At 42.3% G+C, this 14,758-nt stretch carries 7 protein-coding genes, 6 tRNA genes and 2 rRNA genes; 3 read left to right on the top strand and 12 right to left on the bottom strand.

All coding sequences use genetic code 11. The features are described from left to right. Nucleotides 1–83: 83 nt before the first annotated feature. From AS4_RS18000 to AS4_RS18015, 4 genes are all read right to left on the bottom strand, one after another. Nucleotides 84–2,974, bottom strand: a 23S ribosomal RNA gene (locus AS4_RS18000). Between the two features lie 337 nt (nucleotides 2,975–3,311). Then, nucleotides 3,312–3,387, bottom strand: a tRNA-Ala gene (locus AS4_RS18005). Nucleotides 3,388–3,431: 44 nt separating this feature from the next. Then, nucleotides 3,432–3,508, bottom strand: a tRNA-Ile gene (locus AS4_RS18010). 59 nt (nucleotides 3,509–3,567) lie between these two features. Continuing rightward, a 16S ribosomal RNA gene (locus tag AS4_RS18015) occupies nucleotides 3,568–5,106 on the bottom strand. The 16S and 23S rRNA genes sit together here with 2 tRNA genes alongside, the layout of an rRNA operon. 594 nt (nucleotides 5,107–5,700) lie before the next feature. Here AS4_RS18015 and AS4_RS18025 point away from each other — a divergent pair. Genes AS4_RS18025 through AS4_RS18035 form a run of 3 tightly spaced genes read left to right on the top strand, consistent with a single transcriptional unit; the run spans nucleotide 5,701 to nucleotide 7,921 of the window. Then, nucleotides 5,701–6,204 carry a YfiR family protein gene (locus AS4_RS18025; protein ID WP_096735078.1) on the top strand — a complete coding sequence of 168 codons (504 nt, stop codon included), beginning with the start codon at nucleotides 5,701–5,703 and terminating at the stop codon, nucleotides 6,202–6,204. Between the two features lie 4 nt (nucleotides 6,205–6,208). Further along, nucleotides 6,209–7,426: a sensor domain-containing diguanylate cyclase gene (locus AS4_RS18030; RefSeq protein ID WP_004723846.1), complete on the top strand. Its 1,218-nt coding sequence runs from the start codon at nucleotides 6,209–6,211 to the stop codon at nucleotides 7,424–7,426. Between the two features lie 15 nt (nucleotides 7,427–7,441). Then, on the top strand, nucleotides 7,442–7,921 hold the full coding sequence (locus AS4_RS18035; RefSeq protein WP_004723848.1) for an OmpA family protein: 480 nt from the start codon (nucleotides 7,442–7,444) through the stop codon (nucleotides 7,919–7,921). A gap of 144 nt (nucleotides 7,922–8,065) precedes the next feature. Here AS4_RS18035 and AS4_RS18040 read toward each other — a convergent pair. From AS4_RS18040 to secA, 8 genes are all read right to left on the bottom strand, one after another. Beyond that, nucleotides 8,066–8,142: transfer RNA gene (locus AS4_RS18040), tRNA-Pro, on the bottom strand. 23 nt (nucleotides 8,143–8,165) lie between these two features. Continuing rightward, nucleotides 8,166–8,241 (bottom strand) — tRNA-His (locus tag AS4_RS18045). 41 nt (nucleotides 8,242–8,282) lie between these two features. After that, nucleotides 8,283–8,359: transfer RNA gene (locus AS4_RS18050), tRNA-Arg, on the bottom strand. 45 nt (nucleotides 8,360–8,404) lie between these two features. Beyond that, a tRNA-Pro gene (locus tag AS4_RS18055) sits at nucleotides 8,405–8,481 on the bottom strand. 152 nt (nucleotides 8,482–8,633) lie between these two features. Next, nucleotides 8,634–9,701, bottom strand: a complete 1,068-nt coding sequence (gene nadA, locus AS4_RS18060) for a quinolinate synthase NadA (RefSeq protein ID WP_004817734.1) — start codon at nucleotides 9,699–9,701, stop codon at nucleotides 8,634–8,636. 149 nt (nucleotides 9,702–9,850) lie between these two features. After that, entirely contained in the window at nucleotides 9,851–11,071 is a 1,221-nt protein-coding gene (argJ, locus tag AS4_RS18065; protein ID WP_096735079.1) for a bifunctional glutamate N-acetyltransferase/amino-acid acetyltransferase ArgJ, read from the bottom strand. Nucleotides 11,072–11,240: 169 nt separating this feature from the next. Continuing rightward, nucleotides 11,241–11,603 carry a hypothetical protein gene (locus tag AS4_RS18070; RefSeq protein WP_004817737.1) on the bottom strand — a complete coding sequence of 121 codons (363 nt, stop codon included), beginning with the start codon at nucleotides 11,601–11,603 and terminating at the stop codon, nucleotides 11,241–11,243. A gap of 149 nt (nucleotides 11,604–11,752) precedes the next feature. Beyond that, the gene (gene secA, locus AS4_RS18075; protein ID WP_004817738.1) at nucleotides 11,753–14,470 is read right to left on the bottom strand and encodes a preprotein translocase subunit SecA; all 2,718 of its coding nucleotides are present in this window, start codon (nucleotides 14,468–14,470) and stop codon (nucleotides 11,753–11,755) included. Nucleotides 14,471–14,758: the final 288 nt, after the last annotated feature.

Genomic DNA, 14,758 nt, shown 5'->3' on the forward strand with positions numbered 1-14,758 from the left:
TTAACTAGCTTTACAACTAAATCAAGTATGTTTGATCTTTTATGAATCAAATGATGCTTCGTATACAACTGCTTGGGTGTTGTATAGTCAAGCCTCACGAGCAATTAGTATTGGTCAGCTTCATGCGTCACCGCACTTCCACATCCAACCTATCAACGTCGTAGTCTTCAACGGCTCTTTAGAGGACATAAAGTCCTAGGGAAATCTTATCTTGAGGTAGGCTTCCCGCTTAGATGCTTTCAGCGGTTATCCCTTCCGAACATAGCTACCCGGCGATGCGACTGGCGTCACAACCGGTACACCAGAGGTTCGTCCACTCTGGTCCTCTCGTACTAGGAGCAGATCCTCTCAAATTTCCAACGCCCACGGTAGATAGGGACCGAACTGTCTCACGACGTTCTAAACCCAGCTCGCGTACCTCTTTAAATGGCGAACAGCCATACCCTTGGGACCTGCTTCAGCCCCAGGATGAGATGAGCCGACATCGAGGTGCCAAACACCGCCGTCGATATGAACTCTTGGGCGGTATCAGCCTGTTATCCCCAGAGTACCTTTTATCCGTTGAGCGATGGCCCTTCCATACAGAACCACCGGATCACTAAGACCTACTTTCGTACCTGCTCGACTTGTGGGTCTCGCAGTTAAGCGCGCTTTTGCCTTTATACTCTACGCGTGATTTCCGACCACGCTGAGCGCACCTTCGTACTCCTCCGTTACTCTTTAGGAGGAGACCGCCCCAGTCAAACTACCCACCAGACATGGTCCTCGTCCCGGATAACGGGACAGAGTTAGAACCTCAATATTACCAGGGTGGTATTTCAAGGATGGCTCCATAGCAACTGGCGTCACTACTTCAAAGCCTCCCACCTATCCTACACAAGTAAGATCAAAGTTCAATGTCAAGCTGCAGTAAAGGTTCACGGGGTCTTTCCGTCTAGCCGCGGGTACACCGCATCTTCACGGCGATTTCGATTTCACTGAGCCTCTGCTGGAGACAGCGCCCCCATCATTATGCCATTCGTGCAGGTCGGAACTTACCCGACAAGGAATTTCGCTACCTTAGGACCGTTATAGTTACGGCCGCCGTTTACTGGGGCTTCGATCAAGAGCTTCGCTTACGCTAACCCCATCAATTAACCTTCCAGCACCGGGCAGGCATCACACCCTATACGTCCACTTTCGTGTTTGCAGAGTGCTATGTTTTTAATAAACAGTTGCAGGGGCCTGGTTTCTGTGGCTGCCAATAGCTCAAGGAGCAAGTCCTATCACCGTCAGCAGCGTACCTTCTCCCGAAGTTACGGTACCATTTTGCCTAGTTCCTTCAGCAGAGTTCTCTCAAGCGCTTTGGTCTACTCGACCTGACCACCTGTGTCGGTTTAGGGTACGATTCCTGTGTAACTGAAGCTTAGAGACTTTTCCTGGAAGCATAGTATCAGCCACTTCGCTAGTAAACTAGCTTGCTATCAGCTCTCAGCATAGAGCACCCCGGATTTGCCTAAGATGCATGCCTACTGCCTTTCACCTGGACAACCAACGCCAGGCTGACTTAACTTTCTCCGTCCTCTCATCGCATTACACAGAAGTATTGGAATATTAACCAATTTCCCATCGACTACGCCTCTCGGCCTCGCCTTAGGGGTCGACTCACCCAGCCCCGATTAACGTTGGACTGGAACCCTTGGTCTTTCAGCGAACGGGTTTTTCACCCGTTTTGTCGTTACTCACGTCAGCATTCGCACTTCTGATACCTCCAGCATACTTCTCAATACACCTTCATCGGCTTACAGAACGCTCCCCTACCACGTATACATAGTATACATCCGCAGCTTCGGCATATAGTTTTAGCCCCGTTACATCTTCCGCGCAGGCCGACTCGACTAGTGAGCTATTACGCTTTCTTTAAAGGGTGGCTGCTTCTAAGCCAACCTCCTAGCTGTCTATGCCTTCCCACATCGTTTCCCACTTAACTATAATTTGGGGGCCTTAGCTGGCGGTCTGGATTGTTTTCCTCTTGACTACGGACGTTAGCACCCGCAGTCTGTCTCCCGGATAGTACTCATAGGTATTCGGAGTTTGCATCGGTTTGGTAAGTCGGGATGACCCCCTAGCCGAAACAGTGCTCTACCCCCTATGGTATTCGTCCGAGGCGCTACCTAAATAGCTTTCGGGGAGAACCAGCTATCACCGAGTTTGATTAGCCTTTCACCCCTATCCACAAGTCATCCCCTGGCTTTTCAACGACAGTGGGTTCGGTCCTCCAGTTAGTGTTACCCAACCTTCAACCTGCTCATGGATAGATCACCCGGTTTCGGGTCTATACCCAGCAACTAAACGCCCTATTAAGACTCGATTTCTCTACGGCTCCCCTATGCGGTTAACCTTGCTACTGAATATAAGTCGCTGACCCATTATACAAAAGGTACGCAGTCACCGAACAAGTCGGCTCCCACTGCTTGTATGCATGCGGTTTCAGGATCTATTTCACTCCCCTCACAGGGGTTCTTTTCGCCTTTCCCTCACGGTACTGGTTCACTATCGGTCAGTCAGGAGTATTTAGCCTTGGAGGATGGTCCCCCCATATTCAGACAAGGTTTCACGTGCCTCGCCCTACTCGTCATCATTATATGTGCCCTTTCGTGTACGGGACTATCACCCTCTACGGTAGCACTTCCCAGAGCTTTCCGCTAAAACACATATAACTTAATGGGCTGATCCCCGTTCGCTCGCCGCTACTGAGGGAATCTCAATTGATTTCTTTTCCTAAGGGTACTGAGATGTTTCACTTCCCCTCGTTCGCCTCGCATGACTATGTATTCATCATGCGATACCTACCTTATGGTAAGTGGGTTTCCCCATTCAGAAATCTCCGGATCACAGGATATTTGCCGCCTCCCCGAAGCTTATCGCAGGCTATTACGTCTTTCATCGCCTCTGACTGCCAAGGCATCCACCACATGCACTTAATTACTTGACTATACAACCCCAAACAGTCGTTAATCCCTACAAGGAGGATCAACAATGTGAACTTAATCACTTCTATTTGTTGCCTGTGAACTTAATCACCATACAGCTTCAATTTAATTCATATACCAAAACGCTTGATTCAGTTTTATCGCTAGTGCTCATTTCATTCAATATTAACAATTACTTGCTAACATCAACTAAAACGAGTTTAAACAATTATTTCAACTCAAATATATTCTGTTAATGATTCACTACCGCCTCGTCAGCGAGTAGTTAACTGTGATAAATCACAGAACTTAATAAGCTATCTGCTTACTAAGTTCTGTAATCACTTAGTCTTTATATAGTGGTGGAGACTAACGGAGTCGAACCGTTGACCTCCTGCGTGCAAAGCAGGCGCTCTACCAACTAAGCTAAGTCCCCAGCTTAAGATCTTAATATATCTGCTCTTCTGTGTTCAGTAGACTTGGTGGGTCTGACAAGACTTGAACTTGTGACCCCACGCTTATCAAGCGTGTGCTCTAACCAACTGAGCTACAGACCCTCAGATACATCAATGAAGAACAACTTGTTGTGGATTCTTACCAATCGTCAATCTTTCGTTAAGGAGGTGATCCAGCCGCAGGTTCCCCTACGGCTACCTTGTTACGACTTCACCCCAGTCATCGGCCACACCGTGGTAAGCGTCCTCCTTACGGTTAGACTACCTACTTCTGGTGCAACAAACTCCCATGGTGTGACGGGCGGTGTGTACAAGGCCCGGGAACGTATTCACCGCGGCATTCTGATCCGCGATTACTAGCGATTCCGACTTCATGGAGTCGAGTTGCAGACTCCAATCCGGACTACGATCGGCTTTTTGAGATTAGCATCCTATCGCTAGGTAGCAACCCTTTGTACCGACCATTGTAGCACGTGTGTAGCCCTGGTCGTAAGGGCCATGATGACTTGACGTCGTCCCCGCCTTCCTCCAGTTTGTCACTGGCAGTATCCTTAAAGTTCCCACCCGAAGTGCTGGCAAATAAGGAAAAGGGTTGCGCTCGTTGCGGGACTTAACCCAACATCTCACGACACGAGCTGACGACAGCCATGCAGCACCTGTATGTAAGTTCCCGAAGGCACCAATCCATCTCTGGAAAGTTCTTACTATGTCAAGACCAGGTAAGGTTCTTCGCGTTGCATCGAATTAAACCACATGCTCCACCGCTTGTGCGGGCCCCCGTCAATTCATTTGAGTTTTAGTCTTGCGACCGTACTCCCCAGGCGGTCTACTTATCGCGTTAGCTGCGCCACTAAAGCCTCAAAGGCCCCAACGGCTAGTAGACATCGTTTACGGCATGGACTACCAGGGTATCTAATCCTGTTTGCTCCCCATGCTTTCGTACCTCAGCGTCAGTATTAGGCCAGATGGCTGCCTTCGCCATCGGTATTCCTCCAGATCTCTACGCATTTCACCGCTACACCTGGAATTCTACCATCCTCTCCCATACTCTAGCTTCCCAGTATCGAATGCAATTCCCAAGTTAAGCTCGGGGATTTCACATCCGACTTAAAAAGCCGCCTACGCACGCTTTACGCCCAGTAAATCCGATTAACGCTCGCACCCTCTGTATTACCGCGGCTGCTGGCACAGAGTTAGCCGGTGCTTATTCTGCGAGTAACGTCCACTCATCTTGGGTATTAACCAAGAGAGCCTCCTCCTCGCTTAAAGTGCTTTACAACCATAAGGCCTTCTTCACACACGCGGCATGGCTGGATCAGGGTTCCCCCCATTGTCCAATATTCCCCACTGCTGCCTCCCGTAGGAGTCTGGGCCGTGTCTCAGTCCCAGTGTGGCGGATCATCCTCTCAGACCCGCTACAGATCGTCGCCTTGGTAGGCCTTTACCCCACCAACTAGCTAATCCGACTTAGGCTCATCTATTAACGCAAGGTCACAAGTGATCCCCTGCTTTCCCCCGTAGGGCGTATGCGGTATTAGCATCCCTTTCGAGATGTTGTCCCCCATTAATAGGCAGATTCCTAAGTATTACTCACCCGTCCGCCGCTAGGTCAATTACCGAAGCAATCTCCCCCGCTCGACTTGCATGTGTTAAGCCTGCCGCCAGCGTTCAATCTGAGCCATGATCAAACTCTTCAGTTAAAAATCATTAGTGACTTAAGGTCACAATTCTGGCTCATCAATGTACTGACAAATTCTCTCAAATAAACTTCGAGTAATTTAAACCAATCAATCAATGATAATATTTCGATCAATCAATCAGTAAAAATCCACACAAGTTGTTCTTCATATTCTCTTAATGATCTTCTCAATGCTTCGTCAGCATCAAGCTAGGTCGGCTATACTACTCTCTATCTCTAAAAAGTCAATCAATAATGTTAATTATTTTTTCTAACAAACCTAACTCTAACCTCATCTTAAAATCTCAATTCGAAATCTTAACAACTTAATCAAGTGCCTGATTTATCAGAAGTTTTATTTAACATCACCGCCGATGGATGTGCATTCTACAGCATTCACAAACCAACACAACCCCTTTTTTTAAACTTTTTTATCAACTGGACATTTTTTCGACCAAAATAGCAAAAAAAGTCCATTTTTAGCTATTTTTTGCACCATTTTTTCTCATACTAATAAAGCAACTCATGTTTTTATTTAAATTTTAAGCTATTTATATTTGTTTTTTTTCTTTAAACTATTTGAAATAATTTTATCATTTAATAAATTAAGTCGAATATGGCCCGTTTTATAAATAGAAGAAGCTTCTGTTTAGGAATTTTGCTCTTTTGCTGCAACTATTCCTCAGCCAATTCGTCACATAATATTTTCATGATGACATTGTCTATATTAAGTTATGCAAAATGGAACACTCCGAATCCAGAGTTATGCGTTGTTGATAATGCAGCCTATGCAAACCAATTTTCTGCTTATATCAAATCAAATAAGTCTCCTTTTAATATAAGTTCGATACATTCCGCGGATCTGAAAAATCGTCATTGTGATGCGGTATTTTTTTCAAATACTTCAGCACAAACCGAACAAGCCCTTATCGGGAAATCATTAAATTCATCTATTTTATCGTTTAGTTCAAGTAATTCTGAATGTGAAATTGGCAGCGTTTTTTGCTTATCCACCAACAAAACAGGAAATACTATTTTTAAAGTGAATCTAGATAGTTTAGCTCAGTCTAAAATACATGTTGACCCACGTGTTTTATTGCTGGCAAAGAATTCGGATTAAAATAATGATGAATAAATTTTTTAAATCGAGTTCCTTACAAACATTGTTTCGTAAATCTCAATTTACGACCTTTGCAATCACTTTATTTATTAGTACGTCTACTTTTGTCACGATTTCAGTATTTACCGTTGAATCTTATGCGAAACAGAACCTATTATTAATCAGTCGCACCGTGTCTGAACGTGTTCAACCAGCGCTGGTCTTCTCTGATAGAATCGCGATTTCACAGATTATCAATGAATACACCTTCCAACATTCAGTACGCCTGATTGAAGTTTATGATAATCAAGGTCATAAAGTTGCTGAAAGCCTAAAAAATGTTGAACACTATTCATATATTCAAAACTTCTTTGATCATATCTTTTTAAAAGATTCCATCAAGTTAAACGTCCAACATCAAGGAAAGCTGGTTGGTCAAGTTGTGCTATATGGAAGTTCCAATGAAATTTTAATGTTTATTTTTAAAATTTTTACCGGCTTAGCGTTTGGCATGCTCTTTATGGTTTTTGCTGTATGGTGGTCAGTAAACTTAACCTATCGCCATATTATGGGTTCATTTTTACCGATTATACAAATTGCACAACTCTTAAGAAATCAAAAGGCGTATAACTTAAGGTTTCCAAAAAGTGATGTAAAAGAATTTCAAGACTTAAACAGTGTGTTCAACCAACTCTTAGATGAAATTCAATCTTGGCATACCCATCTTCAAAACGAGAATAGTGAACTCTCTTATCAAGTTCAACATGATCATTTAACCGAATTACCTAATCGTAATTATTTTTATCAAGTGTTATGTAATCTATATGAAGACACCAATCAACGTGAGAATTTAGCTTTATTATTTATTGATAATAATAATTTTAAAGCTATTAATGATCAATATGGACATTTGGTCGGTGATGAAGTTTTAAAAGAAATGGCTTCACGATTAAGACGCCATATTCGCCAAGATGATTTTGTTGCGCGTCTTGCAGGAGATGAGTTTGCAATTATTTTACGTTCCATTTCTAAAATTGAACACCTCATCTCTATTGCGGAAAATCTGATTAAATGTTGTGACGATCCTTTAATCTATAAAGGACAATCGATTTCTTTTAGCTTTAGTATCGGTATTGCTATCTCTAGCCAGGCCTCAAGCCCAGAAGACTTAATTTCTCAAGCAGATCAAGCCATGTACAAAGCAAAATCTTTACAGCATCATTGGTTTATTTACCATTCATAATATTAGGGGGTTTTTATGACTTTAAAAAACGTACAACTTTCTATTCTTGCAATACTCTGCCTAGCACTTACAGGTTGTATGAATCTAGGTGGGTTGAGCTATAAACAAGCTCGTGTACTTAAGAAAGAAGGTTTTGTATTAACGGATGAAGGTTGGAGTCTAGGTCTACCAGAACGTTTATTGTTTGGTTTTAATGAATCGAATATTAATACCGAACGTCAAACTGAATTGGTTCGTTTAGCCACGCAATTAAATAAATATCATCTCGATAAGCTTAAAATAGTAGGTCATACCGATAATATCGGAAATCCTGAATACAATTTAAAACTATCCAAAGAACGTGCTCAAAATGTTTCAAATATATTCATTGAGCAAAAATTTAATCCACAAAATATCCAAGTGATTGGAAAAGGGGCTGACCAGCCACTTAAATCAAATGATTCAGAAGAGAATAAAGCTGAAAACCGTCGTGTTGCGGTGATTATTATTCCTTGATAATCTTCTCTTTATTAAAAAAAAGATCTCTACGGAGATCTTTTTTTAGATCTATAGAATTTGACGCTTCGTTGACAAACACAAATTTCAGGCATAAAAAAACCGCCTTTAAGCGGATAATTTATATTTAAGCTGATGCTTAAATGGTCGGAGCAGTAGGATTCGAACCTACGACCCCCTGGTCCCAAACCAGGTGCACTACCAGGCTGTGCTATGCTCCGAATTTACAACAAACTTAAGGAATTGGGGTGAATGATGGGGCTCGAACCCACGACAACCGGAATCACAATCCGGGGCTCTACCAACTGAGCTACATCCACCGTCACATTAAGTTTTAGGATCTATAGTATCAAGCAACATATGGTGCGCCTGACAGGATTCGAACCTGTGACCATCCGCTTAGAAGGCGGATGCTCTATCCAACTGAGCTACAGGCGCATGACCAATGATACTAATATCACAGATTAACTTGCCTTGAAGAATTGGTCGGAGCAGTAGGATTCGAACCTACGACCCCCTGGTCCCAAACCAGGTGCACTACCAGGCTGTGCTATGCTCCGTTCATCTCAGCTTTTGTGTATCGCACATCGTGCGGTACGGTGTGCATTCTAGGCGTGACGCCACAAGACGTCAACACCTATCTTGAAAAAAAGTTAAAAAAACACGTCAAATGTATATTAATCAAACATTTCAGATGTTTTTTATACAATTTCTATCGTTTTAATTGAGCACTAAAGTTCAACATACGATCTAAAGGTAATTTAGCACGTTCAGCCAAAGCAGCATCTACGAAGATTTCTTGATCGGCCTTTTGCAAAACTGCCAAAATACCATCTAATTCATTCATTGCCATCCACGGGCAATGCGCACAAGAACGACAAGTTGCACCCTCACCTGCTGTAGGTGCTTCAATCAAGGTCTTATGCGGTACAGCTTGTTGCATTTTATAGAAAATGCCACGATCTGTAGCCACAATTAAAGTGTCTTGTGGCAATGTTTGAGCTGCTTTGATCAGTTGTGAGGTACTTCCCACCGCATCCGCAATATCAATCACGGATTCTGGTGACTCAGGATGTACCAATACAGCTGCATTCGGATACAGCGCTTTCATCTTTTCAATACCACGGGCACGAAACTCTTCATGCACGATACAAGCACCATCCCAAAGCAACATATCAGCACCGGTTTTCTTTTGAATATAACGGCCTAAATGTTGATCTGGTGCCCAAATAATTTTCTCGCCCAAACTGTCTAAATGTTCAATGATCTCTACAGCACAACTTGAAGTCACTACCCAATCTGCACGTGCTTTAACTGCTGCTGAGGTATTGGCATAGACCACAACAGTATGCTCAGGATGCGCATCACAAAATGCGGTAAATTCATCTACAGGACAACCGAGATCAAGCGAACAGGTTGCTTCCAAAGTTGGCATAAGGACTGTTTTTTCAGGAGAAAGAATTTTTGAGGTTTCTCCCATAAATTTAACCCCAGCGACCACCAGAGTAGATGCCTCATGATCACGTCCAAAACGTGCCATTTCTAAAGAATCAGAAACACAACCACCTGTCGCTTCCGCAAGTTCTTGTACATCTGGATCACAATAATAATGTGCCACCAAAACAGCATTGTTCTTTTGCAACTCAGCTTTAATTTGCGCAAACTTCTGCTGTTTTACCGCTGGACTCAGACTATTGTCCTTAGGTTCACCTAAACGATCTAAATGCGCTTGCACAACCGATTTTGCTTCGTTGGCAATTAAATTATTCGCATCATTCATAAGAGGTCTTCTCTTTCCTTGTCGCTGGCATCATGCTAGCGTTTATACACTTGTGAATTGATTGTACGGTTTAGCGCACATAAATTCACCACGAAAAATGTTTTGTTATAAAAAAGCCTCACGAATGAGGCTCCTTAAAAAATCAGTAGTTAAGAACGATAGTCCGCATTAATTTTCACATAATCATAGGATAGGTCACAGGTGTAAACCGTATCTTTGGCCTGTCCTCGACCAAGGTTTACATGAATGGTCATTTCTGTCTGTGACATTACCCGTGCACCAGCTTCTTCGGTATAGTCTTCAGCAGCACCACCATCTTTACAAATTTGCACGTCGTCTAACCAGACTTGAATTTTTTCAACATCCAAATCTTTCACGCCAGCATAACCAATCGCAGCAAGGATACGCCCCCAGTTTGGATCAGACGCAAAAATTGCCGTTTTAACCAATGGTGAATGGGCAATGCTATAAGCAATATCGCAGCATTCTTGTGTGTCGTTTCCACCGTCAACCGTGATAGTAATGAATTTGGTCGCCCCTTCCCCATCACGAATAATCAGTTGCGCCAAACGCTTCATCACACGCGATAAAACATCCAAGACCACAGTATAACGTGCATCATCTTCACTGCTAATTTCTACACCACCAGCCATTCCGGTTGCAGCAAAGATGCATGAATCATTGGTAGAAGTATCACCATCCACAGTAATCCGGTTAAATGATTGGTCTGCGCTAATTTTTAACATTTTTTGCACAAAATTTCGTGCAATTGGCGCATCGGTTGCAACAAAACTCAGCATGGTCGCCATATTAGGGCGAATCATGCCTGCACCTTTAGAAATCCCAGTCATTGTATACGTTATACCATCAAGCTCGAACTGTTCTGAGGCGCCTTTTGGTGTGGTATCCGTGGTCATGATGCCAGTCGCAGCATCTGTCCATGAAGCGTCATTCAAACTATTTAGTGCGGGCTGTAAACCTTGCGTTAAACGCTCAATCGGCAGTTGTTCGCCAATGACCCCTGTAGAGAATGGCAATACCTCAAATTCTTCTACCTGCGCTAACTCAGCAAGCTTTAAACAGGTCAATTGTGCATTTTGCATACCCAATTTGCCTGTACCCGCATTAGCATTCCCAGTATTGATGACCAAATAGCGTGGATTAGCTTGTGCTAAATGCGCTTTCGACACATGAACTGGCGCTGCGCAAAATGCATTTTGGGTAAATACCCCCGCAACATTGGTACCTTGTGCAAATTCAAAAATAACTAAATCTCGTCGATTTGGATAACGGACATACGCCTCAGCAGAGCCAATTTTTACACCTTGTACCACATGCATATGCGGCATAGACACGTCACCAACAGCCATTTTCAAATGTCCACATGAATTAGAATGAAAACACAGCTTATTAGAATTCTCTATAAAAATCGAGCTTATTAAAATGCTTATTTATTTTTACTATAAGAAAAGCTTATTCATTTGAATATAAAATAAAAAAGCCAGTAAATATACTGGCTTTCATTACATCAGCAACGTATTACTGTTGAACAGCAGTCGTGGTATCCGCAGCCAATAATGCTTGCTTTACTTTTTCTTGACTAGATACTGACAATGCTGGATTTGAAGCAACAACGCGATTAACCGTAGCAGGTGTTACCGCTGCAATCGCCGCAGTTTTTAAAATAATGGGGCGTCCGCCTGTATTCCCTAAAGTATAACGAATACCAGTACGTGGACTGATTACAGTCGTGGTTTCATTTTTTACTTCTGCTTGGGCTGTCACTGCACCTGTAGCAGCTTGTACTTTTTCCACTGTCGTCGTTTGTGGTGCCGTATCTGCAAATGCCAATGCTGGAACTGCTAAAGTTGCAACAAATAAAGGTTTTAATAATTTTTTCATTATCTTCCCAAAGATCTTTTCCAATTGAGCAACTTAATACCACTTAATCACATTTCCTGCAATAAAAATTAACGCATGGTAATAACTTGTAAAAAAAGCAGAACAATTGTTCTGCTTTTTTGTAACACTTTCAGGGTCTATTCACTCGATTAGATTTTGCCGTGACATTGTTTGTATTTCAAACCTGAACCACAAGGACAAGGTGCATTACGGCTTTCTGGTGCTGCAATCTCATCACTATCCGTGAATTGTGCATCAACAATCTCATTACTGACTGTACCGCTTAGGCCATCCACTTCATCATGTGCAAAGTTAAGACGCATAGATTCAGCTTGAGCCTGTTGTTGAGCTTCCATTTCAGCAAGCTCTTCAGGTGTTGGGATATGCACACGAGAAATATCAGTAACCACGTCAGACTTAATCACACCCAGCATATTGACGAATAAATTGAAGGCTTCCTTCTTATATTCTTGTTCAGGATTCTTTTGTGCATAACCACGTAAGTGAATCCCTTGACGCAAATAATCCATCGCAGCCAAATGGTCTTTCCAATGGCGATCTAAAGAACCCAGCATGAAGTGACGTTCAAGTGTCGCAGCAGTATCATCGCCCATTTGTTCACGACGATTACGGTAACGCGTGACAATCTCATCAGAAATACGTTCAACCAAGGCTTCTTCATCAAGACGACGATCTTCTTCCAACCATTGATTTACAGGAAGATTAATGCCTAAATCTTCATTCAACGCGTTTTCAAGCCCTTGAATATCCCATTGATCATGGATTGATTCAGGTGGAATATAGGTTTCGATTAAGCCTTTTACGACTTCACGATGCATTTCTTCAATATAATCTTGAAGTGAGCTTTCTTCTAAAATTTCATCACGTTGAGAGTAAATAATTTTACGTTGTTCGTTATTTACATCATCGTATTTCAACAAGTTTTTACGAATGTCAAAGTTACGTGCTTCAACTTTGCGCTGTGCATTTTCAATAGAACGCGACACCATTTTATGTTCAATGGCTTCATTCTCTTGTAGTCCCATCGCACGCATCATTGCAACAACGCGATCACCTGCGAAAATGCGCATCAAATCATCTTCTAATGACAAGAAGAAACGTGAAACACCTGGGTCACCTTGACGACCAGAACGACCACGCAACTGGTTATCAATACGACGTGATTCATGACGTTCAGAACCGATGATGTGTAAACCACCTGAACTCAACACCATTTCATTGTTTTGTTCCCATTCCGCTTTAAGACGAGCTTCATCTTCCGCAGTATGGTTTTCAATTTTGGCAAGTTTTGCTTTCCAGTTACCACCAAGCAAAATATCGGTACCACGACCTGCCATATTGGTTGCAATGGTCACTGCACGCGGTGAACCCGCTTGGGCAATAATGTCTGCTTCACGCTCATGTTGTTTAGCGTTCAAGACTTCGTGGGTAATACCCGCATCTCGTAACTTATCAGATAAAATTTCTGAAGCCTCAATGGTTGCAGTACCAATCAAGATAGGTGCAACACCTGCTTCATGAATTTTCTGAATTTCTTCAATAATTGCATTGTATTTACCATTACGGTTTAAATAAATTAAATCGTTTTGATCATTACGAATCATCGGACGATGGGTTGGAATAAGCACCACATCCAAACCATAAATTTCTTTCATTTCCGCAGCTTCAGTATCAGCAGTACCTGTCATACCTGAAAGCTTTTTGTATAAACGGAAATAGTTCTGGAATGTGGTTGTTGCTAAAGTTTGGTTTTCAGGTTGAACGTCTAACGCTTCTTTGGCTTCAACAGCTTGGTGCAAACCTTCAGACCAACGACGACCTGGCATGGTACGACCAGTATTCTCATCGACAATGATTACTTCACCATCATGTACGATGTAGTGAACATTGCGTTGATAAAGGAAATGTGCACGAATTGCAGCAGACACGTGATGAACCAAGTTTAGATTTGATGGTGAATATAAGCTTTCGCCTTCAGCCAACAAGCCCATTTTAATCAGTTCATCTTCAACAGTTTCATAACCGACTTCAGTCATTTCAACTTGGCGTTGCTTTTCATCAATCCAGAAATGACCGCCATCTGCGACTTTTTCTTCTTTTTGAGCATGCAATTTTGGTGGAATACTATTGATTGCAACATAAAGCTGTGATGAGTCATCACTTTGACCCGAAATAATCAACGGTGTACGTGCTTCATCGATCAAGATCGAATCGACCTCATCGATAATCGCATAAATCAAACCACGTTGCTTTTTCTCTGCCATAGAGAAAACCATGTTATCGCGCAGATAATCGAAACCAAATTCATTATTGGTACCGTAAGTAATATCTGAACGATATGCCTCAGCTTTCTCTATCGGTGATTGCATCGAATAGATTACACCAACGCTTAAACCCAAGAACTCATAAAGCGGACGGTTTAATTCAGCATCACGTTGTGCCAAGTAATCGTTGACCGTGATGACATGAACACCTTGTTCACTAATTGCATTTAAATATACAGCCAAAGTACCCATCAGGGTTTTACCTTCACCTGTACGCATTTCTGCAATTTTTCCTTCATGCAAAGTAATACCACCAATGAGCTGCACATCATAATGACGCATACCCATGACACGTTTTGCTGCTTCACGACACACCGCAAACGCTTCTGGCATTAATTTATCTAGGCTTTCACCTTTCTTATATCTTTGTTTGAATTCTTCAGTTTTTGCAGATAAGTCTGCATCGCTGAGTGCAGATGTCGTCGGCTCGAGCGCATTGATCTTATCGACAATTTTACGCATACGTTTTAGTTCGCGCTCGTTTTTAGTACCGAAGATTCCTCCGATCAGACTTGCCAACATATAAACTCTCTAAATCTTTGTGAAATAAATTTTTCTCAGACGATATTATGGTGGTAGAAATTTGAAGTACAAGGGTTTTGCACAAATCCAATCAAAAAAATCTGACGATTAGTTCTAGCACGTATCAGCTAAGGCGCATTAATGTAGCAAATTTAACCGATATTTGCAGTGAGGTAGAGATCAATTCTATGTTTTTTTTCATATGCTTCTTTTGTTAATATCTATTTTCTTCATAAAGAAATACAAAAACACTATTTTTAATTATAAAAAAACTGGGTAATAGTAGTT

The sequence above is a fragment of the Acinetobacter guillouiae genome (genome assembly GCF_002370525.2).
In the GTDB taxonomy this organism is placed as follows: Bacteria; Pseudomonadota; Gammaproteobacteria; order Pseudomonadales; family Moraxellaceae; genus Acinetobacter; species Acinetobacter guillouiae.